The organism is Streptomyces sp. NBC_01268, from assembly GCF_036240795.1.
Classification (GTDB): Bacteria; Actinomycetota; Actinomycetes; order Streptomycetales; family Streptomycetaceae; genus Streptomyces.
The window spans coordinates 4,521,338-4,542,590 of record NZ_CP108454.1 but is presented as its reverse complement, the minus strand read 5'-3'; the positions used below and the strand labels follow the sequence as shown (position 1 = coordinate 4,542,590).

18 protein-coding genes and 1 riboswitch are annotated in these 21,253 nt (G+C 72.8%); of the genes, 6 read left to right on the top strand and 12 right to left on the bottom strand.

The window, feature by feature from the left end; genetic code table 11:
* Positions 1–65: 65 nt before the first annotated feature.
* The 4 genes from groL to thrC all read right to left on the bottom strand — a co-directional run bounded on the left by groL (position 66) and on the right by thrC (position 4,304).
* Complete coding sequence (groL, locus tag OG309_RS20235) at positions 66–1,688, bottom strand: chaperonin GroEL (RefSeq protein ID WP_329422768.1); 1,623 nt, start codon at positions 1,686–1,688, stop codon at positions 66–68.
* A 363-nt stretch (positions 1,689–2,051) separates the two neighbouring features.
* Entirely contained in the window at positions 2,052–2,261 is a 210-nt protein-coding gene (locus OG309_RS20230; RefSeq protein ID WP_265867325.1) for a cold-shock protein, read from the bottom strand.
* 462 nt (positions 2,262–2,723) lie between these two features.
* Positions 2,724–3,002, bottom strand: coding sequence for a MoaD/ThiS family protein (locus OG309_RS20225; protein ID WP_329422765.1), 279 nt, complete (start codon positions 3,000–3,002; stop codon positions 2,724–2,726).
* Between the two features lie 15 nt (positions 3,003–3,017).
* A complete protein-coding gene (gene thrC, locus OG309_RS20220; RefSeq protein WP_329422763.1) occupies positions 3,018–4,304 on the bottom strand; it encodes a threonine synthase in 1,287 nt (428 codons plus the stop codon).
* A gap of 17 nt (positions 4,305–4,321) precedes the next feature.
* Positions 4,322–4,466: riboswitch (SAM riboswitch) on the bottom strand.
* A gap of 121 nt (positions 4,467–4,587) precedes the next feature.
* Between thrC and OG309_RS20215 the strand changes: the two genes are divergently transcribed.
* On the top strand, positions 4,588–5,529 hold the full coding sequence (locus tag OG309_RS20215) for a glucosyl-3-phosphoglycerate synthase (RefSeq protein ID WP_329428452.1): 942 nt from the start codon (positions 4,588–4,590) through the stop codon (positions 5,527–5,529).
* Between the two features lie 151 nt (positions 5,530–5,680).
* The gene (locus OG309_RS20210) at positions 5,681–7,036 is read left to right on the top strand and encodes an alpha,alpha-trehalose-phosphate synthase (UDP-forming) (protein WP_329422761.1); all 1,356 of its coding nucleotides are present in this window, start codon (positions 5,681–5,683) and stop codon (positions 7,034–7,036) included.
* On the opposite strand, the gene OG309_RS20205 is transcribed toward OG309_RS20210, so the two are convergent.
* From OG309_RS20205 to OG309_RS20180, 6 genes are all read right to left on the bottom strand, one after another.
* Positions 7,027–7,476, bottom strand: coding sequence for a DUF4913 domain-containing protein (locus tag OG309_RS20205; RefSeq protein ID WP_329422759.1), 450 nt, complete (start codon positions 7,474–7,476; stop codon positions 7,027–7,029). The two genes, OG309_RS20210 and OG309_RS20205, sit on opposite strands and share 10 nt — an antisense overlap.
* A 48-nt stretch (positions 7,477–7,524) precedes the next feature.
* On the bottom strand, positions 7,525–11,217 hold the full coding sequence (locus OG309_RS20200; protein WP_329422757.1) for a trypsin-like peptidase domain-containing protein: 3,693 nt from the start codon (positions 11,215–11,217) through the stop codon (positions 7,525–7,527).
* A gap of 19 nt (positions 11,218–11,236) precedes the next feature.
* Positions 11,237–11,530, bottom strand: coding sequence for a trypco2 family protein (locus OG309_RS20195; protein ID WP_329422755.1), 294 nt, complete (start codon positions 11,528–11,530; stop codon positions 11,237–11,239).
* 137 nt (positions 11,531–11,667) lie between these two features.
* Positions 11,668–12,516 (bottom strand): trehalose-phosphatase, encoded by an 849-nt coding sequence (otsB, locus tag OG309_RS20190; protein ID WP_329422753.1) that lies wholly within the window; start codon positions 12,514–12,516, stop codon positions 11,668–11,670.
* 63 nt (positions 12,517–12,579) lie between these two features.
* On the bottom strand, positions 12,580–12,819 hold the full coding sequence (locus tag OG309_RS20185; protein WP_329422751.1) for a DUF3263 domain-containing protein: 240 nt from the start codon (positions 12,817–12,819) through the stop codon (positions 12,580–12,582).
* Between the two features lie 59 nt (positions 12,820–12,878).
* The gene (locus OG309_RS20180) at positions 12,879–14,177 is read right to left on the bottom strand and encodes an extracellular solute-binding protein (protein ID WP_329422749.1); all 1,299 of its coding nucleotides are present in this window, start codon (positions 14,175–14,177) and stop codon (positions 12,879–12,881) included.
* 186 nt (positions 14,178–14,363) lie between these two features.
* Between OG309_RS20180 and OG309_RS20175 the strand changes: the two genes are divergently transcribed.
* The 3 genes from OG309_RS20175 (at position 14,364) to OG309_RS20165 (ending at position 17,519) form a co-directional block, all read left to right on the top strand.
* Positions 14,364–15,314, top strand: a complete 951-nt coding sequence (locus OG309_RS20175) for an ROK family protein (RefSeq protein WP_329422747.1) — start codon at positions 14,364–14,366, stop codon at positions 15,312–15,314.
* Positions 15,314–16,459, top strand: coding sequence for an N-acetylglucosamine-6-phosphate deacetylase (gene nagA / locus OG309_RS20170; RefSeq protein ID WP_329422745.1), 1,146 nt, complete (start codon positions 15,314–15,316; stop codon positions 16,457–16,459). The genes OG309_RS20175 and nagA overlap by 1 nt, the downstream gene beginning before the upstream one ends.
* 121 nt (positions 16,460–16,580) lie before the next feature.
* The gene (locus OG309_RS20165; protein WP_329422743.1) at positions 16,581–17,519 is read left to right on the top strand and encodes a 1-phosphofructokinase family hexose kinase; all 939 of its coding nucleotides are present in this window, start codon (positions 16,581–16,583) and stop codon (positions 17,517–17,519) included.
* Between the two features lie 96 nt (positions 17,520–17,615).
* On the opposite strand, the gene OG309_RS20160 is transcribed toward OG309_RS20165, so the two are convergent.
* Entirely contained in the window at positions 17,616–18,572 is a 957-nt protein-coding gene (locus OG309_RS20160) for a CBM35 domain-containing protein (protein WP_329422741.1), read from the bottom strand.
* Positions 18,573–18,693: 121 nt separating this feature from the next.
* On the bottom strand, positions 18,694–20,343 hold the full coding sequence (gene cdgB, locus OG309_RS20155) for a diguanylate cyclase CdgB (protein WP_329422739.1): 1,650 nt from the start codon (positions 20,341–20,343) through the stop codon (positions 18,694–18,696).
* A 283-nt stretch (positions 20,344–20,626) separates the two neighbouring features.
* On the opposite strand from cdgB, the gene OG309_RS20150 reads away from it, so the two are divergent.
* Positions 20,627–21,223 (top strand): flavin reductase family protein, encoded by a 597-nt coding sequence (locus OG309_RS20150; RefSeq protein WP_329428451.1) that lies wholly within the window; start codon positions 20,627–20,629, stop codon positions 21,221–21,223.
* Positions 21,224–21,253: the final 30 nt, after the last annotated feature.

Below are 21,253 nucleotides of genomic sequence, written 5' to 3'. Positions count from 1 at the left end.
GGCGGCACCCCCACGGGGTGCCGCCCTTCGGCGTTCAGCGATGAACCGCCGATCCTCTACGAGGATCAGAAGTCCATGTCACCGCCCGGCATGCCGCCGCCGGCCGGCGCGGACGCCTTCTCCGGCTTGTCGGCGATGACGGCCTCGGTGGTGAGGAACAGGGCCGCGATGGACGCCGCGTTCTGCAGCGCGGAGCGGGTGACCTTCGCCGGGTCGATGATGCCCTCGGCGATCATGTCGACGTACTCACCGGTCGCGGCGTTCAGGCCGTGGCCGACGGGGAGGTTGCGCACCTTCTCCACGACGACGCCACCCTCGAGACCACCGTTGACGGCGATCTGCTTGAGCGGGGCCTCCAGGGCCAGCTTGACGGCGTTGGCACCGGTGGCCTCGTCGCCGTCCAGCTCCAGCTTCTCGAAGACCGCGGAGGCCTGCAGCAGGGCGACGCCGCCACCGGCGACGATGCCCTCCTCGACGGCCGCCTTCGCGTTGCGAACGGCGTCCTCGATGCGGTGCTTGCGCTCCTTGAGCTCGACCTCGGTCGCGGCACCGGCCTTGATGACGGCCACGCCGCCGGCCAGCTTCGCGAGGCGCTCCTGGAGCTTCTCGCGGTCGTAGTCCGAGTCGCTGTTCTCGATCTCGGCGCGGATCTGGTTCACGCGACCGGCGACCTGCTCGCTGTCACCGGCACCGTCGACGATGGTGGTCTCGTCCTTGGTGATGACGACCTTGCGGGCGCGGCCCAGCAGGTCGAGGCCCGCGTTCTCCAGCTTGAGGCCGACCTCCTCGGAGATGACCGTGCCGCCGGTGAGGATGGCGATGTCGTTCAGCATGGCCTTGCGGCGGTCGCCGAAGCCCGGGGCCTTGACGGCGACGGACTTGAAGGTGCCGCGGATCTTGTTGACGACCAGCGTCGACAGCGCCTCGCCCTCGACGTCCTCGGCGATGATCAGCAGCGGCTTGCCCGACTGCATGACCTTCTCCAGGAGCGGGAGCAGGTCCTTCACGGAGGAGATCTTGGAGTTGACGATCAGGATGTACGGGTCATCCAGGGCCGCCTCCATGCGCTCCATGTCGGTCGCGAAGTACGCCGAGATGTAGCCCTTGTCGAAGCGCATGCCCTCGGTGAGCTCGAGCTCGAGCCCGAAGGTCTGCGACTCCTCGACGGTGATGACGCCTTCCTTGCCGACCTTGTCCATCGCCTCGGCGATGAGCTCGCCGATCTGGGTGTCGGCGGCGGAGATGGAGGCCGTGGAAGCGATCTGCTCCTTGGTCTCGACATCCTTCGCCTGCTCGAGCAGGGCGCCGGAGACGGCCTCGACGGCCTTCTCGATGCCGCGCTTGAGGGCCATCGGGTTGGCACCGGCGGCCACGTTGCGCAGGCCCTCGCGAACGAGCGCCTGGGCGAGGACGGTGGCGGTGGTCGTACCGTCGCCGGCGACGTCGTCCGTCTTCTTGGCGACTTCCTTGACCAGCTCGGCGCCGATCTTCTCGTACGGGTCCTCGAGCTCGATCTCCTTGGCGATGGAGACACCATCGTTGGTGATCGTGGGGGCGCCCCACTTCTTCTCGAGGACGACGTTGCGGCCCTTCGGGCCGAGGGTGACCTTGACGGCGTCAGCGAGCTGGTTCATGCCGCGCTCGAGACCGCGCCGGGCCTCCTCGTCGAACGCGATGATCTTGGCCATGTGAAGTGGTCCTCCCGGACATGGGGTGGATAACGCTCCTGGACCGCGCCGACGCCCGCGACGGACGGCCTGCGAGCCCTGTGGTTCCTTGCCCCACCTGGCCGCGGGCCTCGTCTGCCCGATCCTCGATTAAGCACTCTCACCTTCAGAGTGCTAACGCCAATGATTAGCACTCGCCCCATGCGAGTGCAAGCGACTACCGAGGATCGGTCACCCCTGGGAGCACGAGCCGGGCGCACGCGCCGGGCGCACATGTCCGCCCCGCGGGGCGCCCCGCCCGGCGCCGGACATGACGAGGGGCCCGCATCCGGTCTGGATGCGGGCCCCTCGACGGAAGTGCGTCGGTGGCCGATCGCGCCGCGCTCAGGCAGAGGCGGCGAGCTTGACCATGTCCGCCTGCGGACCCTTCTGGCCCTGCGAGATCTCGAACTCGACCCGCTGCCCTTCTTCAAGGGTGCGGTAGCCGTCCATCTGGATCGCGCTGTAGTGGACGAAAACATCCGCACCACCGTCGACCGCGATGAAGCCGTAGCCCTTCTCCGCGTTGAACCACTTGACGGTGCCCTGAGCCATGCCTAACTCCCCTATTACTGGCCCTTGCGCGGGGCCGCACTTCGCGGACCCGGGTCAGACCCTGCGCCGGAACGCGTCGACCGCGGCTGAATGTATCTGCCCAACTGCCCTCTGCAACAGGTCAATCGGACGAGAATTCTGGGCAGGCCTGAAAGGCGAATTGGGGAGATTCCCTTGAATTCCGGGTCAAGTCGGGCCGGGCAAAGCGCGCAGAAGGTACACAAGGCACGGGCACTTTGGCTGCTTCTTGTCGCGCACGGGCGCATTCTCATATGCGCCTGGCATGAGCAGCGGAGGGGACTTCCCCAACTCTACCGCGCTCAACCATGCAGAATTGCCCCCTCCGCTTCTTCTCGCGGAAGGGGCAATTCAGATAAGACGGATACCGCGGGTAAGCGCGGAAGGGGCGGAGGAGGCCCGAGGGGCCCGAGCGGACCCCGGGGGCCCACCGGGCCCCGCGGCTCAGCAGCCGCCGGCGACCGCCGGGATGATGGAGACGCCCGCGCCGTCCGGCGTCGCGGTCTCCAGGCCCTGCTCGAAGCGCACGTCGTCGTCGTTGACGTACACGTTGACGAAGCGGCGCAGCTTGCCCTGGTCGTCCAGGACACGGGCGGCGATGCCCGCGTGGTTCTTCTCCAGGTCGGCGATGACCTCGGCGAGGGTCGTGCCCTCCGCCTTCACCTCGGACTGACCACCGGTGTAGGTGCGGAGGATGGTGGGGATGCGGACGTTGACGGCCATGGGGTCACGTACCTTTCAGTGGGCCAGGCCCGCGTCGCGGAACGCGTCCAGGCTCGGGCGGATGGTGGCGGTCGCCTGAGAGCTGTCGGCAACGGCGTCGAGGGTCTTGAGGCCGTCGCCGGTGTTGAGGACCACCGTCGTCAGCGTCGGGTCGATCAGACCCGCCTCGACCAGCTTCCTGGTGACGCCGACGGTCACGCCGCCCGCGGTCTCGGCGAAGATGCCCTCGGTGCGGGCGAGCAGCTTGATCGCGTCCACGACCTGCTCGTCGTTCACGTCCTCCACGGCGCCGCCGGTGCGGCGGGCGATGTCGAGCACGTACGGCCCGTCGGCCGGGTTGCCGATGGCGAGGGACTTGGCGATGGTGTTCGGCTTCTGGGGCTTCACCACGTCGTGGCCGGCCTTGAAGGCGACGGAGACCGGGGAGCAGCCCTCGGCCTGGGCGCCGAAGATCCGGTACGGCTTGTCCTCGACCAGGCCCAGCTTGATGAGCTCCTGCAGACCCTTGTCGATCTTGGTGAGCTGCGAGCCGGAGGCGATCGGGATGACCAGCTGGTCGGGGATGACCCAGCCGAGCTGCTCGCAGATCTCGTACGCGAGCGTCTTGGAGCCCTCGCCGTAGTACGGGCGCAGGTTGACGTTGACGAAGCCCCAGCCCTCGCCGAGCGGGTCGCCGATGAGCTCCGAGCAGAAGCGGTTGACGTCGTCGTAGTTGCCCTCGATGGCGACGAGGTCACCGCCGTAGACACCGGCCATGACGACCTTGCCCTGTTCCAGGTCGTGCGGGATGAACACGCAGGAGCGGAAGCCGGCCCGGGCGGCGGCCGCGCCGACGGCGCCGGCCAGGTTGCCGGTGGAGGAGCAGGACAGGGTGGTGAAGCCGAAGGCGCGGGCGGCCTCGATGGCCTGGGCGACGACCCGGTCCTTGAAGGAGTGGGTCGGGTTGCCGGAGTCGTCCTTGACGAACAGCTTGCCGGGCTCGACGCCGATCTCGCGGGCCAGGTTGTCGGCCTTGACGAGCGGGGTCCAGCCGGGGTTCAGGTTCGGCTTCTCGGCGACGTCGGCCGGGACGGGCAGCAGCGGGGCGTAGCGCCAGATGTTGGCGGGGCCGGCCTCGATGCGCTTGCGCAGCTCCTCCGGGTCACCGGAGGGCAGGTCGTACGCGACTTCGAGCGGGCCGAAACAGAGCTCGCAGGCGAAGATCGGGCCGAGCGGGAAGGATTCGCCGCATTCGCGACAAGAGAGTCCGGAAGCGGGACCGAGGTCGACGGTGGTTCCGGGTGCGACGGTCTGTGCAGCCATGGAGGCGAGGCCCTTTCTCCTCATCTTTCCCATGACGAATTTTTCGCCATGAGACGGATTTGGCACCTTCCCTAGTCGGGGACCTCGCTGGAGGACGAGTAACCGACTGGAGGGTTGCCGGGGCTTCAACGGGCCGTTTCCCTCTGCCCCTCTGGATGAGCGGTATTCGATTGTGAGACGCGGTCGGCACCCCGACATGCATCGGGGATCCGCGTTGTTCAAGACTGTAACCGAAGGCTACGAAGGTGGAGACGGTCGTCCGATCCGCGAGATGGAGATCACGTTGCTGGAAGAGGTGGAGCGCTGGCTGGCCCGGCGGTCCTGGTCCGTTGCCGACCGCCCGCTGGAGCGCGTCCTCGCCGCCAAGCGGGGGACGCGGGTCAGCGTGGTGCTGCCCGCGCTGAACGAGGAGGCGACGGTCGGCACGATCGTCTCCGTGATCCGCCGCGAGCTGATGACCGAGGCGGTCCCGCTGGTGGACGAGCTCGTGGTGATCGACTCGGGCTCCACGGACCGTACGGCGGAGGTCGCGGCGGCGGCCGGCGCGCGGGTGGTGGCGCGCGACGCGATCCTGCCCCGGATACCGGCGGTGCCCGGCAAGGGCGAGGTCCTGTGGCGGTCACTCATGGTGACGAACGGGGACGTGGTCTGCTTCGTGGACGCGGACCTCAGGGACTTCTCCGCGGACTTCGTCACCGGCATCGTGGGCCCCCTGCTCACCGATCCGGACGTCGACTTCGTGAAGGCGATGTACGACCGCCCGCTCGGCGACACCCCTGGTCAGGGCGGTCGGGTGACGGAACTGGTGGCGCGCCCGCTGCTCAATCTGCACTGGCCGCAGCTGGCCGGCTTCGTCCAGCCGCTGGGCGGCGAGTACGCGGCCCGCCGCTCGCTGCTCGAACGGCTGCCGTTCCCGGTCGGTTACGGAGTGGAGCTGGGCCTGCTCGTCGACGCCCTGCACACGGTGGGCCTGGACGCCCTCGCGCAGGTGGACGTGGGGGTGCGCAAGCACCGGCACCAGGACGGGCGGGCGCTGGGCCGGATGGCGGCCGCGATCTACCGGACGGCGCAGCTGCGCCTGTCCCGCGGGCATCTGGTGCGCCCGCGGCTGACCCAGTTCGAGCGGGGCGAGAAGGGCTTCGAGCCCCACACGTACCCGGTGGACACGGAGGAACGCCCGCCGATGGCGGAGATCGCGGAGTACGCGCACCGCCGCGTGGCGTGACACCGGGACCGGCGGCGACCGGGACCGGCCGTGGCCGCTCGGCGCGCCGGGCCCGGCGCCCGCGGGACCGGGCCGCACACCCTCCGTGGCCGAACCCGCCCGTCTGGTATCCGTACGTTTGAGCGTTTACCGGACGGGCTAGGTTCGCCGTATGGCTACCGTCCTCGTGGCATCGAACCGCGGCCCGGTCTCGTACACCGTGCGTGACGACGGCTCCCTGGACACCCGGCGGGGCGGCGGCGGGCTCGTCTCGGGCCTGAGCGCCGTCTCCTCGGAGGGCGGCCTCTGGGTGTGCGCCGCGCTCGGCGACGGCGATCGCGAGGCCGTCCGCCGCGGGGTCGCCGAACCGGGCGTACGCATGCTGGACATCGACCCGGAGGTGTACGCCGACGCGTACAACGGCATCGCGAACTCGGTGCTCTGGTTCCTCCACCACCACCTGTACGACATCCCGCGCGAGCCCGTCTTCGACGCGGACTTCCGCCGCCGCTGGGGCTCCTACCGCGCCTACAACCGCGCCTTCGCCGAGGCCCTCGCCGAGGCGGCGGACCCCGGCGCGGCGGTCCTCGTGCAGGACTACCACCTGGCGCTCGTCCCCGGCATGCTCCGCGCGCTCCGCCCGGACCTGCGGATCGGGCACTTCACGCACACCCCGTGGGCGGCGCCCGGCTACCTGGAGATGCTGCCCGACGACATCCACCGCGAGCTGGTCGAGGGCATGCTCGGCGCGGACGAGCGCGGCTTCCACACCCGCGCCTGGGCCTCCGCCTTCCTCGCCGACCCGCTCGTCGACGCCACCACCCGCGTCGCCGCGTACCCCCTGGGCGTCGACGGCGACGAGCTGCGTGCCCTCGCCCACCGCCCCGCGGTCGACGCGCGCCTCGCCGACCTGCGCGCCGAGACCGGCGGCCGGAAGACCATCGTCCGCGTCGACCGCACGGAACTCTCCAAGAACATCCCGCGCGGCCTGCTCGCCTACCGCGAGCTCCTCGCCACCCGCCCCGAGTGGCGCGGCCGGGTCGTCCACCTGGCCTCCGCGTACCCCTCCCGGCAGGACCTGGAGGTCTACCGCGCGTACACGGCCTCGGTCACCGAGCTCGCCGAGGCGGTCAACGAGGAGTTCGGCACCCCCGACTGGCAGCCCGTCCTGCTCTCCGTCCAGGACGACTTCACCCGCTCCCTCGCCGCCTACCGGCTGGCGGACGTCGCCCTGGTCAACCCCGTCCGCGACGGCATGAACCTGGTCGCCAAGGAGATCCCCGTCGTCTCCGACGAGGGCTGCGCCCTGGTCCTGTCCCGCGAGGCGGGCGCGTACGAGGAGCTGGGCGAGGACGCCCTCACGGTGAACCCCTACGACGTGACGCAGACCGCCGTGGCCCTCCACGAGGCCCTGTCGATGCCGGCCCCCGAACGCGCCGAACGCACGAAGCGCCTCGCCACCGCGGCGACGGCGCTGCCGCCCCGGGAGTGGTTCCTGGCGCAGCTGGACGCGGTGCGTCAGGCCTGACGGGTGCCGGCGTCGGCCTGGGCTGCCTGCTCCGCGTCGGCAGCCGCCAGCGAGAAGGCAGGCAGGTCCAGCACGCCCGGCGGGACCGGGCTGTGCGGGAGCGGGCCGTACGCCTCCTGGTGGCCCTGAGGACCGGTGCAGTGCACGAACGGCCCCCGGTACGCGTCCATCAGCACCGCGAGGTGCGGATCGGCGTGGTGCAGCCACCAGTTGGACATCCCCATGGACACGTCCAGCCTCAGGTACTCGAAGGACCGCCACATCCCTGCGAAGCGGACGATCGCCTCGGGATGCCGCCACCACTCGGCGCACCAGGCGAAACGCTGCCCGTCCACCGGGCGCCGCAGAATCTCCGTCAGATACTCGCTCACGAAGGCTTCGAGGGATTCGAAGACGAGCCCCGAGTCCCCCTCCTCCGGCGTCTGCGCTGGTGCGGTCATCTCTCCCGTACTCCTCTCGTCAGGTCGGCCCCGGCGGTCCCGGCCCGATCAGGCGTCGTGCAGGCCATAGCGATGGCGCACGGCAGCCGCCTCCGAGCGTCGCCCGGTGCCCTCCAGCAGCCGGATCCAGGTCCCCGCCGCGTCGGTCAGGTCCTCGTCCCATGCGCGCACCCGGTCGGGGCGCAGGCGCGTGTACACCTCGGCCGCCTCCCGGATCAGGGGCAGCGCCGCCAGCCGGTCCCGGACGCCACCGGTCCGCTCGGCCAGCGAGGCAGTCCGCCACAGGTGGTCGGCGAGCCGCCGCCGGCCCTCGGGCCCCTCCGCCGCGAGCGGGCGCACCATCCCGACGATCCGGTACCGCTCGGCGAGCGCCGCCGCACCGTGCCCCGTCTCCTCCTTGAGGAGCGCGGCGTGGTCGAGGCAGGTGATGTGGTCGAGCAGGGGGACCTCGCCCCCGCTCGACAGCCGCCGCTCGTACAGCGCGATGCCCTCCGCCGACGCTTCCGCCGCCTCGGCGAGCCGGCCGCTCGCCCACAGGTACCAGGAGCGCAGGTAGCAGGAGAAGGCGCGGCCCGTCTCGTACGGGTCGGGGTCGGGATGGAGCTCGGCGAGGAAGCGGCGGATCGCGCCGGCCTCCTCGACCGCGGCGAGCGGCTCCTCCGTACGTTGCAGCGTGTCGTGCTGGTACCGGGCCAGCCGTTCGAGGTCCTTGGCGTGCTGCAGCCCGTACGCGAGGGCGTGGTCCCTGTACAGCTCCCGGCCGAGGCCGACCGCGACGGTCAGCGCCTCGATCGCCTCGGCCTCCCGCGACAGCTCCCACAGGAAGGCGGCCCGGTTGGCGTGCAGCAGGCGCAGGTTGTCATCGTGCCAGGGCAGGCGCCGGAACAGGCGCCTGTCGATGGCGAGGGCCTCGTCGAGGCTGACCAGCGCCTCCGCGGCCGGCTGGGAGGCGGCGAGGTTGACCAGGGCGTGGGCCAGGCTGTCGTCGTGCGAGTCGGGGTTGCCGACGGCGAGGCGGCGCAGCAGGACCACCGCCTCCTCCGAGGCGTCGAGGCTGCGGGCCTCGTCGAGACCTGCCTGCCAGTAGTGCCAGGAGACGTCCTTCAACGTGCGGGCGAGGCCTTCCAGGTGCGCGTCCGGGTTCTCCCGCGTGAGCCGGCGCTGGACGGCGAGCGCGGCCTCCGCCGTCCTGGTCCCCTCCTCGATCGCACCCGTCTCCGTCTGACAGGAGGCGAGCAGTCGGAGCGACACCACCCATCCGGCCTCGTAGACGGGGTCCTCGTCCGCGAGGGCCTGCCGGACCCTCACCGCCTCCTCGGCCACCCGCAGGGCGTCGGACCTGCGGGCCATGTCCGCGTACACCCGGGCGAGCGCGGTCAGCGCCCTGCCCAGCGCCGGACGCGCCGCGTCCGGTTCGGCGCGGACGACGCTGCGGCACAGCTCCACGGCCTCCTCGGCGAGCGGCAGACCGTCAGATGCCCGGTCGGCCCACCGACGCAGGTTCGCGAGCTGCATCATCCCCTCGGCGAGCCTGCGTTCGTACGCCGTGCGCGGGGTACGGGGCAGGGCGCGGCGGAGCGCGACCGACTCCTCGCTCGCCGCGAGGGCCTGGCGCCAGTCGCCGAGCGTGCTCGTCGCCTCGGCCGACTGCTCCAGCGCCCAGGCGAGCGCCGCCGGGTCCCCGCCCTCCTCGCGGTACCGCTCGACGAGCCGGCCGGTGAGCCGGCCGGCGAAGTGGGCGAGGGCGTCGGAGGACGGCGGCAGCGCGACCGCGCAGGACCGCAGCACCTCCGTGCCCAGGTCGGGGCCGTCGACGAGGCCGCCGAGCCGTTCGAGGGTCGCGTCGCGCCATCCCGTGCGGCCGCCGTTGGCGTGGGCGACCACCGAGCGGGTCAGCACGGTCATGGCCTGGATCTGCTGGGCGGGGGTGGCCCGCGCGGTGAGCGCGGGCAGCAGCGCGGGCACCTCGGTGACCAGGAGCGAGGCCTGGAACTCGGCCACCCGGTCGGGCTGGAGGCTGCCCCAGTAGGCCTCGTGGGCGGCCGGGTAGAGCCGACGGAGCGCCTCGGCGTACTCCCAGGCATGCGCCCTGGCCGCCTCCCCGCCGAGGCCCGGGACCCGGGCGAGCACGGCGATCGCCTCGTCCTCGTCGGCCGCCCCGCACAGCGTGGCCGCGGCGACGATCCGCCGGACCAGCGGCATCGGCAGGGGCGGGCCGGAACCGGCGAAGGCCCGCGCCCAGTAGCGCTCCTCGTGCCGCAGCAGGGTGGCCTCGACGGCCTCGCCGGGGACCGCGTCCAGCGGCTCGGGACCGGCCTGGAGCAGCGCGACGAGCGCCTCCATCTGCACGTTGAGCGCGGTGGCGTAGCGGCTGCCGGCCAGGTCGGCGGGCGGGGCGACGCGGTCGGCGACGGCGGTCCAGTCGTACCCCTCGGGCCCGGTCGTGTGGCCGAGCAGCTCCGCGAGTCCCCGGACGGCGGCCCGGAAGGCGTCCCGCCGGTCCTCCGAGGTCACGTCGAGGGGGCCGAGCTCGGAGCTGAGCGCCGAGGCGAGGATCTCGTGGGTGGCCGCGGACACGTCGTACGGGTCGAGCTGCCAGCCGCCGGAGGACCGGGCGACGAGCAGCAGGCGCACGGTGCGGCCCGCGGCGGCCGCGGGGCGCAGCCGCTCGACGAGCCGGCGGATCCAGCGGGGGCGGGACTCGGCGTAGTCGACGACGAGGAGCAGGTCGCGGGCGCAGACGGCGAGCCCGTCGAGGGCCGCCGCGGTGGCGCCGGACGGGCCGCCGCCCTGCCAGGTCTCGTCGCCGAGGTCGGCGCGGAGCAGCCCGCCCACCCAGCCCGGGGTCAGGGCCACGGCCTCGACGAGCTCGCGGGCGAGCCGGCTCTTGCCCTGGCCGCCGGGCCCGGTCAGCACGCGTACGGACAGGCCGCCGCGTCCGGCGTCCAGGCACCAGTCGGAGAGCTGGCGCCACTCCTCGCGGCGGCCGCGGAACGGGGTGGCCTCGACGTCGGCGCGCAGCAGCATCGCCGGGGAGCGCAGGTCCCGTTCGGGGACGGCGGGTTCGAGGAGGGCGGCCAGGTCGGCGGGTTCGGTGACGGGCTGCCGGCCGCCGACGGACGCCCCGCGCAGCGCGGCCCGGAAGGCGTCGTCGGAGAGGAGTTCGCTGCTGCGGGTCACGGTGAGCCGGCTCCCGGCGGCGGCGCGCCGGTCGCGGCGGACCACGCCGAGGAGGAGGTCGCCGCTGAAGACGGGGGCGCCGGACATGCCGGCCCAGGCGCTGTCCTCGTCCTCCGGGTGGGGGGCGGGCAGCGGATCACCGCTCAGGACCTCCCAGCGGCGCGCCGCGGCGCCGGAGCCGGGGCTGATCCGGCCGGCCAGGTGCTCGCCCGCCCGCTCGCGGCCGCCGGGGAGGAGCTGGAAGCGCGGGAAGCCGTAGGCCTCCACGGGGTGCCCGGGCCGTGAGGTGGCGAGGTCACCCCAGCGCTGCGGCCCGGTCGTGGGGGCGTCGGCGAGCGCGGGGACGTGGAGGAGGGCGGCGTCGACGGCCTCGTCGTACCGCAGCCAGCGGACGGTGGCCGGGTGCCGGTCCACGGTGGCGGTGCGCCGCCGTCCGTCGCGGGTACGGAGCAGGTGCGCGGCGGTGAGGACGAGACCGGGCGCGACGAGGAAGCCCGTGCCGGCGCCGCGGCGCCCCTCCGGGTCCCGCAGCCGGATCCGTACGACCCGTTCCAGCCTCACCCCGTCCCCCTGTCGGGCGCTAGTCGAAGTCGCCGATCTCCAGGTCACCCCCGGTCCGGCCGCGCGGGTGGAGGGTGATCTGCAGGCGGTGCGTGGTGGCGTCGGCGTGCTCGCGCTTGCCGTCGGCACCGAGGACCCCGAACCGCAGCGAGCCGCCGCCCCCGGTGGTCCGGGTCAGCTGGACGGACAGTTCGACGGTGACCTCGCCGACCCGGAACCGTACGTCCGAACCGTCGGCGGCGCGCTGTGCGGCCGCCAGCTGTTCTCTCAACAGCCCTACGGCATCGGCCAGATCGAGCCATTCGTCAGCCAAGGCAACCCCCGCCCCGTCACGTCACCGCCGTCACGTCCGAGGGTGCCACGGGGCCGCCCACCCGAACCACCCGGCGACGAAGACGTCCGAAAGCAATCAGACGTGGCCGAAAGCGAGTTCACGGCACCCGGGGGCCGCTAGGCGTTCCGGATCGCCTCCGCCAGCCCGGCGAGGAGTCCCACGACCGCCGCGGGGCCCGGGACCGTGAGGTCCGCGCGTTCGGCGAGGTCGGGGACGGACTCCGAGGCCGAGGCGGAGCAGACGAGGAGGCCGGGCGTGCCGTCGGAGCGGAGTTTCTCGACGGCCGCGTACGCCGGGAGGTCGCCCAGGTCGTCGCCCGCGTACAGGACGGACTCGGCGCCCAGCTCGTGGACGTAGTCGGCGAGGGCGACGCCCTTGTCCATGCCCGGGGGGCGGAGCTCCAGAACCATGCGGCCGGGTTCGAGGACCAGGCCGTGGTGGGTGGCCAGGTCGCCCAGGGGACCCTTCAGGGCCTCGAAGGCGCCCTGCGGGTCGGCGGCGCGCCGGGTGTGGACGGCGACCGCGCGGCCCTTCTCCTCGATCCAGGTGCCGGGCCAGGCGCCGATCCGGTCGAGGAAGCCGGGGAGCTCGGCGCGGACCGAGGCGACGCCGGGGTGCGGGGCGGCGGCGTGGACGGTGCCGGTGACGGCGTCCCAGCGTTCGGCGCCGTAGTGGCCCAGGACCACGAGGTGCTCCAGGCCGGGGACGCCGGCGAAGCCCCCGTACCGTACGGCCACTCCGGCGGGGCGGCCGGTGACCACGGCGACGGCGGCCACCCTCGGGGCGAGCGCGGCCAGGGCGGGGACGGCGCCCGGGTGGGCGCGCGCCCGCTCGGGGTCGGGGACGATCTCGGCGAGCGTCCCGTCGAAGTCGAGGGCGACGACGGCCTTCTCGGGGCGCGCGAGGAGCGCGGCGAGACCGTCGCGGCCGGCGGTTGTGGTCGGGTGCGGAAGGCTGCTGACCATGCTCACGACCCTACCCAGGGACGCGGCCCGCGTCAGCGGGGCGGGACGAGCCGGGCGGACGGGTCAGCGGCGGGATTCCCGCTCCGCGCGGACCCGGCGCAGGCGGTTCACGGTGACCGGGTCGTGGGCGAGGGCCCGCGGATCGTCGAGGAGGGCGTTGAGCAGCTGGTAGTAGCGGGTCGCGGAGAGGCCGAGCCGCTCGCGCACGGCCCGCTCCTTGGCGCCGGGGCCCGGCCAGGAACGCCGTTCCATGGCCAGGACGGCCTGCTCCCGCTCGCCCAGCTCGCCGGGTTCGGTGGTCATGCGGACCAACCTATGCCGTCGGCGTCCGGTCGCTCCTGCCGAGCTGTCCCGCGGTGCCGCTACTCCGCGTTCTCCGCCGCCGTCGCCTCGCGGGCGATCCGGCCCAGGACCTCGGCCGGCTTGGCGTCGGGGGCGACGGCCTTGCCTATGTTCTCCTTGACGGCGCCGCTGACCCGGGCCCAGGAGGTCTTGCCGACCGGGGGCAGCTGGGAGTCGGGGAGGGCCTGGAGGAACTCGCGGAGGTCGGCGTGGGCCGGGTCGGACTCCATGCTGGCGGAGGCCGTGATGGTGGCGGGCAGGAGGCCGTTGTCGCCCGCGAACTTCAGGACGTTCTCGTCGTTGAAGGCGAAGTCGAGGAAGGCGCCGATCTCCTTGCGGTGCCCGTTCTGCTTGAAGCCCATGATCCAGTCGGCGACACCCATGGTGGCCCTGGCCTTGCCGGACGCACCGGGCAGGGCGACCTTGCCGACCTTGACGCCCTTCTTCGCGGCCTCCTGCATCAGGGACGGGTGCCCGTTGAGCATGCCGACCTCGCCGCGGGCGAAGGCCGCGAAGGCCTCCTTGCGGTTGAGCTTGCCGGGGGCGACGGGGCCGGTGAGGCCCTCGGCGACGAGGTGGGTCCGCAGCCACTCGAAGGTGCGGATGTTCGCGTCCGAGTCGATCTTGTAGTGGTCGGTGGCGTCGGTGTAGCCGTCACCGCCGCTGAGCAGCCACATCATCGTCTCGGCCTGGGCCTCCTCGGGCCCGAGCGGCAGCGCGAAGGGGTACTTCACGCCCTTCTTCTCCAGCTTGCGCGCGGCGGCGGCGAGCTCGTCCCAGGTGGTGGGCGGCGCGGTGATGCCGGCCTTCTCGAAGAGGCCCTCGTTGAAGAAGAGCAGCCGGGTGGAGGCGACGAAGGGCAGCCCGTACTGGGTGCGCTTGTTCTCGCCGGCCGCGACGAGCGGGGCGAGGAAGTTGGCCTGGACCCGGATGGAGAGGAGCTCGTCGGCGGAGTAGAGCTGCCCGGCGGACGCGTAGTCGGCGTAGGCGCCGATCTGGGCGATGTCGGGGGCCTGGCCGGCCTTGACCAGCTCGGCGACCTTGCGGTCGACGTCGTTCCAGGATTCGATCTGGACCTGGACCTTCACGCCGGGGTTCTTCGCCTCGAAGGCGGAGACGACGCCGGCCCAGTACTTCTTGGTGGAGTCGCCGCCGGCGAGGTCATAGTCGGCGGCCACCAGCTTGAGGGTGACGTCGCCGGTCTCACCGCTCAGGGTGCCGCAGCCGGAGAGCGCGCCGGTCAGGCCGAGTGCGGAGGCCGCCGCGGCCAGTCCAAGAAATCGTCGCCGCTGCACAGCTGTAACCCACCCTTTGCTCATCGTCTGCTCGCCGTCGAACCTCCGTGAGCGGCAAGTTTCCCCCGACCGCGCCGGGGAGGTCTACACCACCTGCATATCGCTTTTGCAACGCATCACGGGCCGTCACCCCTTCGAATTTGTATCCGTGCGCAACAATCCTCCACAGTGGACTAGACCTTTCGGGTGCTCACGCGCGAGACTGTCCTCGTGAGACACGTCATCGCCCTCGATGTGGGCGGCACCGGTATGAAGGCCGCCCTGGTCGGGGCGGACGGCACCCTGCTCCACGAGGCCCGTCGCGCCACCGGCCGCGAGCGCGGACCAGAGGCCGTCGTCGAGACGATCCTCGGCTTCGCCGAGGAGCTGCGCGCCCTGGGCCAGGAGCGGTACGGCGAGCCCGCCGCGGCCGCCGGGGTCGCCGTCCCCGGCATCGTCGACGCCGAGAACGGCATCGCCGTCTACGCCGCCAACCTCGGCTGGCGCGACGTCCCCCTGCGCGCCCTGCTCAGCGAGCGCCTGGGCGCCATCCCGGTCGCCCTCGGCCACGACGTGCGCACCGGCGGCCTCGCCGAGGGCCGCATCGGCGCCGGGAACGGCGCCGACCGCTTCCTCTTCGTGCCGCTCGGCACCGGCATCGCCGGGGCCATCGGCATCGGCAGCGAGATCGAGGCCGGCGCCCACGGCTACGCGGGCGAGATCGGCCACATCGTGGTCCGCCCGGGCGGCATCGAGTGCGGCTGCCGCCAGCGCGGCTGCCTGGAGCGGTACGCCTCCGCCTCCGCCGTCTCGCACGCCTGGGCCACCGCCTCCGGCGACCCCGCCGCCGACGCCGCCGACTGCGCCAAGGCCGTCGAGTCCGGCGACCCCGCCGCCGCACGGGTCTGGCAGGACGCCGTCGACGCCCTGGCCGACGGCCTGGTCACCGCGCTCACCCTGCTGGACCCCCGCACGCTCATCATCGGTGGCGGTCTCGCCGAGGCAGGGGAAACCTTGTTCACACCCCTACGGGCCGCGGTGGAGGAGCGCGTCACCTTCCAGAAGCTGCCCGCCATCGTCCCGGCGGCCCTCGGGGACACCGCCGGATGCCTGGGCGCGGGCCTCCTCGCCTGGGACCTGCTCGCCGACCAGCACCCCACCGACTCGGAGGTATCCGCCTGATGGCCGTTTCCACAGTTCTCACCGGGGCCCGCGTGGTGCTGCCGACCGGGATCGTCGAGAACGGACGAGTGATCGTCGAGAACGGCCGCATCGCGGGCTCCACCCGCGAGGACGCACCGGCCCTCGACCTCACCGGCCACTGGCTCGTGCCCGGGTTCGTGGACATGCACAACCACGGCGGCGGCGGCGCCTCCTTCACCTCCGGCACCGTGGACGAGGTGCTCACCGGCGTCCACACCCACCGGCTGCACGGCACCACCACCGTCGTCGCCTCCTTCGTCACCGGCGAGATGGACTTCCTCACCGAGCGCGCCGGACTGCTCTCCGAGCTGGCCGAGCAGGGCGAGATCGCCGGCCTGCACTTCGAGGGCCCGTTCATCTCGCCGTGCCGCAAGGGCGCCCACGACGAGACCCTGCTGCGCGACCCCGACCCGGCCGACGTGCGCAAGCTGATCGACGCGGGCCGCGGCCAGGCCCGCATGGTCACCCTCGCCACCGAGCTGCCCGGCGGCATCGACTCCGTACGCCTGCTCGCCGAGCACGGCGTGATCGCCGCGATCGGGCACACGGACGCGTCGTACGAGCAGACGCAGGCCGCGATCGACGCCGGCGCCACCGTCGCCACCCACCTCTTCAACGCGATGCCCGGCCTCGCGCACCGCGCGCCCGGCCCGATCGCCGCGCTCCTGGAGGACGAGCGGATCACCGTCGAGCTCATCAACGACGGCACCCACCTGCACCCGGCCGCCCTGGAGCTCGCCTTCCACCACGCCGGTGCCGACCGGGTCGCCTTCATCACCGACGCGATGGACGCCGCCGGCTTCGGCGACGGGCGCTACATGCTCGGCCCGCTGGAGGTCGAGGTGAAGGACAGTGTGGCGCGGCTCGTCGAGGGCGGCTCCATCGCCGGCTCGACGCTGACGCTGGACCGCGCGTTCAAGCGGGCGGCCACCATCGACAGGCTGCCCGTGGAGTCGGTCGTCCAGGCCATCTCCGCCAACCCGGCCAAGCTGCTCGGCGTCTACGACCGCGTCGGCTCCCTGGAGCCCGGCAAGGACGCCGACCTCGTCGTCCTCGACGCGGACTTCGAACTCAAGGGCGTCATGCGCAAGGGCACCTGGGTGGTCGAGCCCCAGCTGGGCTGAGCACGCGCGACGTACCTGAAATCACGTCACGGCGGTTGGTCCAGGGTCTGGGCCAACCGCCATCTGTTTGGCATGATCAGGGCGCCAGCAGCGCTGACACGAGACGACGGGGGTGGCGCCGGTGATCCTCACGGTCACCCTCAACACGGCGGTGGACCTGACCTATCGGGTGCCCGCCCTCGTCCCGCACGCCTCGCACCGCGTCACCCAGGTCATCGAACGCCCCGGCGGCAAGGGCCTCAACGTCGCCCGGGTGCTCGGCGCCCTCGGCCACGAGACCGTCGTCACCGGCTTCGCCGGCGGAGCCACCGGCGCGACCCTGCGCGAACTCCTCGCCCGCACGACCCAGGGGCAGCGGGTCCACGACGCGCTGGTCCCCGTCGAGGGGCCCACCCGGCGCACGGTCGCCGTCGTCGACGCCGCCACCGGCGACACCACCCAGCTCAACGAGCCCGGCCCGGCCATCGCCCCGTCCGAATGGGCCGCGTTCACCACCCGCTACACCGAACTCCTCGACGGGGCACGGGCGGTCGCGCTCTGCGGCAGCCTCCCGCCGGGCATCCACGTCGGCGCGTACGCCGAACTCGTCCGGCTCGCCCGGGGCGCCGGCGTCCCGGTCCTCCTCGACACCAGCGGCGAACCACTGCGCCGCGGCATCGCCGCCCGCCCCGACCTGATCAAGCCCAACGCCGACGAACTGGCCCTGCTCACCGGCTCCCGCGAGCCCCACCGCGCCACCCGCGACGCCCGCCGCCGCGGCGCCCACGCGGTCGTCACCTCGCTCGGCCCCGAGGGCCTGCTCGCCGTCACACCGGAGGGCCTGTGGCAGGCGGCCCCGCCCGCCCCCGTCCAGGGCAACCCGACCGGAGCCGGCGACTCGGCCGTCGCCGCCCTCCTCGCCGGCCTGGTCGACGGCACCGACTGGCCCACCCGGCTCGCCCACGCCGTCGCCCTCTCCGCGGCGACCGTCCTCTCCCCGGTGGCCGGCGAGTTCGACGAGACGGCGTACGAGGCGATGCTCCCCCGCATCACGGTCCAGGCCCCGGCGACGGCGGCCTGACGCCGGATCACCGCCCTCGGCGACCCGCGCCCGGAACGACGAAGGGGCTCCCGAAGGAGCCCCGCCGCCACGGCCGTCAGGCGGCCGCCGCACCACTCAGCCGCTCAGCTTGGTCTTGCTGATCTTCAGCCAGTCGAAGAGCGCGTCGCACTGGTTGCCCTGCTCGCAGGAGAGCTTGATCGAGTTCTGCCCCTGCTTCAGGGTGACCGGCGCCCAGGTGGTCTGCCAGTTCTTCTCCAGGTTGGGGTCCGAGGAGCCGACGAAGTTCTTCAGCCCTATCGGATTGCTGTTCGCCTTGTCGTTGACGGTCAGCGTCGCGTTCGCGTCCTTCGCCGGGATCGCGTACCGCACGTACAGGTAGTACTCCCCGGCCTCGGGCACGTCCGCCTGCCAGGTCACCGACGAGCCGATCGCGTTGAACCCGGTCACGTAGGCGCCGTCCGCACCCTCCGCGCCCTTGATGTCCTTCGCCAGCACCGCCGACCCGCCCAGCTTCAGCGTCGCCGCGTCCTGCTGCGGCAGTTCCGTCGGCGGCTTGGAGGAGGGGCTGGAGTCGGTGGAGGGGGACTCCTCGACCTGGGTGGGGGCGGTGGTCTTGCCACCCGCGCTGCCCGCGTTGTCGGACTCGCCGCCGTTGTTGTTGATCACGGCGACCGCGATGCCGATGACGACGACCGCGACGACCGCGACGGCGCCCATCAGCAGGCCCTTGGTGTTGGGGCCGCCGCCGCGCCCGGTGGGGGGCATCGGGGTCTGGCGGGTCTGGGGGCCGCCCGGGTACGTCTCGGGGGCCGCGTACTGCGGGTGCGGCTGGCCGTACGCCTGCTGCTGCGGGACGTGGGGGGCCGGGGGGCGGCCGCCGTACTGGCGCTCGCCGACCGTGCGGACCTGGTTGTACGAGGTGCGGGGGACGCCCGGCTGGGACGCGGGGCCGGGGTAGCCGTAGCCGCCGCCCTGGGGCGGCTGGGCGCCTGCCGCCTGGCCGTCCTCGTACAGGTAGCCGAACGGATCGTCGTCCTCGGGCGTCTTCCCGCCGTCGTTGCCCGCAGCCATCCGGGTCACTCCCTTTCCCTGCTCGCCGGCCGTCGCCGACCGGCCGAGCCTACCCCGAACGGCCCTGCGGGGAATTCCGCGCTCCGTGTACGTCCCGTGAACGGGAACCCGTCTCCGGGGCCTATCCGGCGCGGCGGTGCATCTTCGAGCGGGACCGCTTCTCTATGTACATCCGCTGGTCCGCGCTGTTCAGGACCTCTTCCACGGTCATACCGCACTCGGCCCAGCCGATGCCGAAGCTGGCACCGACCCGGACCGCCCGCCCGTCGACCCGGATCGGCGGAATGATCGCGTTCCGCAGCCGCACCGCGAGGTCGGCGGCGTCGGCCGAGCCCAGGCCGTCGGCGAGGACCACGAACTCGTCGCCGCCGAGCCGGGCGACCGTGTCCCCGTCCCGTACGCCCGTGGTGAGCCGGCGGGCCACCTCGATGAGGACGGCGTCGCCGGTGTGGTGCCCGAAGCGGTCGTTGATCGACTTGAAGCCGTCGAGGTCGCAGAAGAGGACGGCGAGCCCCTTCGTACCGTCGTCGACCTCGCCGCCGGTGGGGGCGACGGAGTGCACGTGCCCGTCGTACGCCCCGGCGGCGGCGCCGACCGGGGAGAAGCCGAAGCCGTGTCCGTGCGCGTGGTCGTAGTCGTACTCGTACGGCGGCTCGTACTCGTCGGCGGGGGCGCCGGAGCCGGCGAAGGGGCGCTCGCAGAGCCGGGCGGAGAGCCGGGAGCGCAGCTCGGCGCTGTTCGGCAGGCCGGTGAGGGCGTCGTGCGAGGCGCGGTGGGCGAGCTGCAGCTCGTGCCGCTTGCGCTCCTCGATGTCCTCGACGTGGGTGAGGAGGAAGCGGGGGCCGTCGGCGGTGTCGGCGACGACGGAGTTGCGCAGGGAGACCCAGACGTACGTGCCGTCCCGGCGGCCGAGGCGCAGCTCGGCGCGGCCGCCTTCGGCGGAGGTGCGCAGCAGGGTCCCTATGTCCTCGGGGTGGACGAGGTCGGCGAAGGAGTAGCGGCGCATGACGGAGGCGGGGCGGCCGAGCAGCCGGCACAGGGCGTCGTTGGTGCGCAGCAGGCGTCCGTGCTGGTCGCCGCCCATCTCGGCGATGGCCATGCCGGAGGGCGCGTACTCGAAGGCCTGCCGGAAGGACTCCTCGCTGGCGCGCAGGGCCTGCTGCTCGCGCTCCAGGCGGACGAGGGCGCGCTGCATGTTGGAGCGCAGCCGGGCGTTGCTGATCGCGATGCCGGACTGGGAGGCGTACATCTGGAGGGCTTCGCGGCCCCAGGGGCCGGGGTGGCGTCCGTTGCGCGGGCGGTCGACGGAGATCACGCCGAGCAGCTCGCGGCCGGAGCCGGAGGCGTACATGGGGGCGTAGAGGCGGTCGTGGGGGTGCCACTCGTCCTCGAAGCGGGGGGCGGGGCCCTCGGTGTGCCACTGCGGGACGTCGTCCTCGATCAGCACCCAGCCCTCGGTGTGCGGGATGAACCGCAGGTCGCCCCAGGACTCGCCCATGGTGAGGCGGCGGTCCCAGGAGGCGCGGGAGCCGACCCGGCCGGTGATCAGGGCTTCTGCGGCGGGGCTGCCGGCGAAGGCGGCGACGACCAGGTCGCCGTCGGGGCGTACGAGATTGACGCAGGCCAGCTCATAGTTGAGCCCGGCGACGATGCCGTCGGCGACGGCCTGCAAGGTGTCCGCAAGGCTGCGGGCGGTATTGAGGTCCGCCACGACCTGATGCAGCTGCCGCAGGGTCGCAAGACGGACGTACGGCTCCGACTCGGTCTCCATTGCTCGCTCTCCCCGAGACCTCGACAGCTAACTCCAGGGTTCTCATCGGCTTCGTACTGCACTGTCCCAGTCACTGAATCACAGCGAGCTGTGCACCCGGTACACAGGGTCAACAAATACTGTGCTCTGTGACTCAAGTCACAAGGTGCCGTGGGGTATTCCGAACGGCCGGTGAACGGGGTGCAGCGGGCGGGCGAAAGGGTCCTAGGACCGGCGGGGGAAACCGGACTGGTCCCACGGCCCGATGTAAGGGGCCCGTGGCCCGGACTAGCGTGCGAGGGTGCTGCAGAAGACCCCCGCCCCGGCCCCCGCCCCGTCCCGTGCCTCGACCCCCGTCGCCGCCCCGCTCCGCGACCTGGACATCCCTCATGCTGAGGGGGTGAGCAACGACGAGTTCAAGGCGGCGATGGCGCGCCTCGCGGCGGGCGTGGTCCTGGTGACGGCGCACGACCCGGACGACGGTCCGTCGGGCGAGGACGTCGGCATGACGGCGACCGCGTTCCTGTCGGTCTCGCTCGACCCGCCGCTGGTCCTGGTCAGCCTGCGCAACGACTCGCGCATGGACGACCTGCTCGCCGAGGTGCCCGTCTGGGGGGTGTCGCTGCTCGCCGAGAGCCAGCGGCACGTCGCCGGCCGTTTCGCGATGAAGGGCCGGGTCAGCGACCGGCTGCTCTTCGCCGACCTCCCCTACACCCGCGGCCCGCACAGCGGCGCCCCGCTGATCGGCGGCGCGCTCGCGACGCTGGAGTGCCGCACGGAGAGCCGCGTCGTCGCCGGTGACCACACGCTCGTCGTCGCCCGCGTGCTCGCGACGACCCTGCCCTCCGCGGAGGGCGGCCCGCTGACGTACTTCCGGGGGAAGTACCGGACGCTGGGATAGGCGCCGGCCGGTCTGCCGGAGCCGGCGGGT

Excerpts from the sequence above, each read along its gene's own strand:
- groL (WP_329422768.1), bottom strand. The coding sequence starts at position 1,688 with ATGGCCAAGATCATCGCGTTCGACGAGGAGGCCCGGCGCGGTCTCGAG.
- OG309_RS20225 (WP_329422765.1), bottom strand. The coding sequence starts at position 3,002 with ATGGCCGTCAACGTCCGCATCCCCACCATCCTCCGCACCTACACCGGT.
- OG309_RS20210 (WP_329422761.1), top strand. The coding sequence starts at position 5,681 with ATGGCTACCGTCCTCGTGGCATCGAACCGCGGCCCGGTCTCGTACACC.
- nagA (WP_329422745.1), top strand. The coding sequence starts at position 15,314 with ATGGCCGTTTCCACAGTTCTCACCGGGGCCCGCGTGGTGCTGCCGACC.
- OG309_RS20230 (WP_265867325.1), bottom strand. The coding sequence starts at position 2,261 with ATGGCTCAGGGCACCGTCAAGTGGTTCAACGCGGAGAAGGGCTACGGC.
- OG309_RS20185 (WP_329422751.1), bottom strand. The coding sequence starts at position 12,819 with ATGACCACCGAACCCGGCGAGCTGGGCGAGCGGGAGCAGGCCGTCCTG.
- otsB (WP_329422753.1), bottom strand. The coding sequence starts at position 12,516 with ATGGTCAGCAGCCTTCCGCACCCGACCACAACCGCCGGCCGCGACGGT.
- cdgB (WP_329422739.1), bottom strand. The coding sequence starts at position 20,343 with ATGGAGACCGAGTCGGAGCCGTACGTCCGTCTTGCGACCCTGCGGCAG.
- OG309_RS20180 (WP_329422749.1), bottom strand. The coding sequence starts at position 14,177 with ATGAGCAAAGGGTGGGTTACAGCTGTGCAGCGGCGACGATTTCTTGGA.
- OG309_RS20205 (WP_329422759.1), bottom strand. The coding sequence starts at position 7,476 with ATGACCGCACCAGCGCAGACGCCGGAGGAGGGGGACTCGGGGCTCGTC.
- OG309_RS20160 (WP_329422741.1), bottom strand. The coding sequence starts at position 18,572 with ATGGCTGCGGGCAACGACGGCGGGAAGACGCCCGAGGACGACGATCCG.
- thrC (WP_329422763.1), bottom strand. The coding sequence starts at position 4,304 with ATGGCTGCACAGACCGTCGCACCCGGAACCACCGTCGACCTCGGTCCC.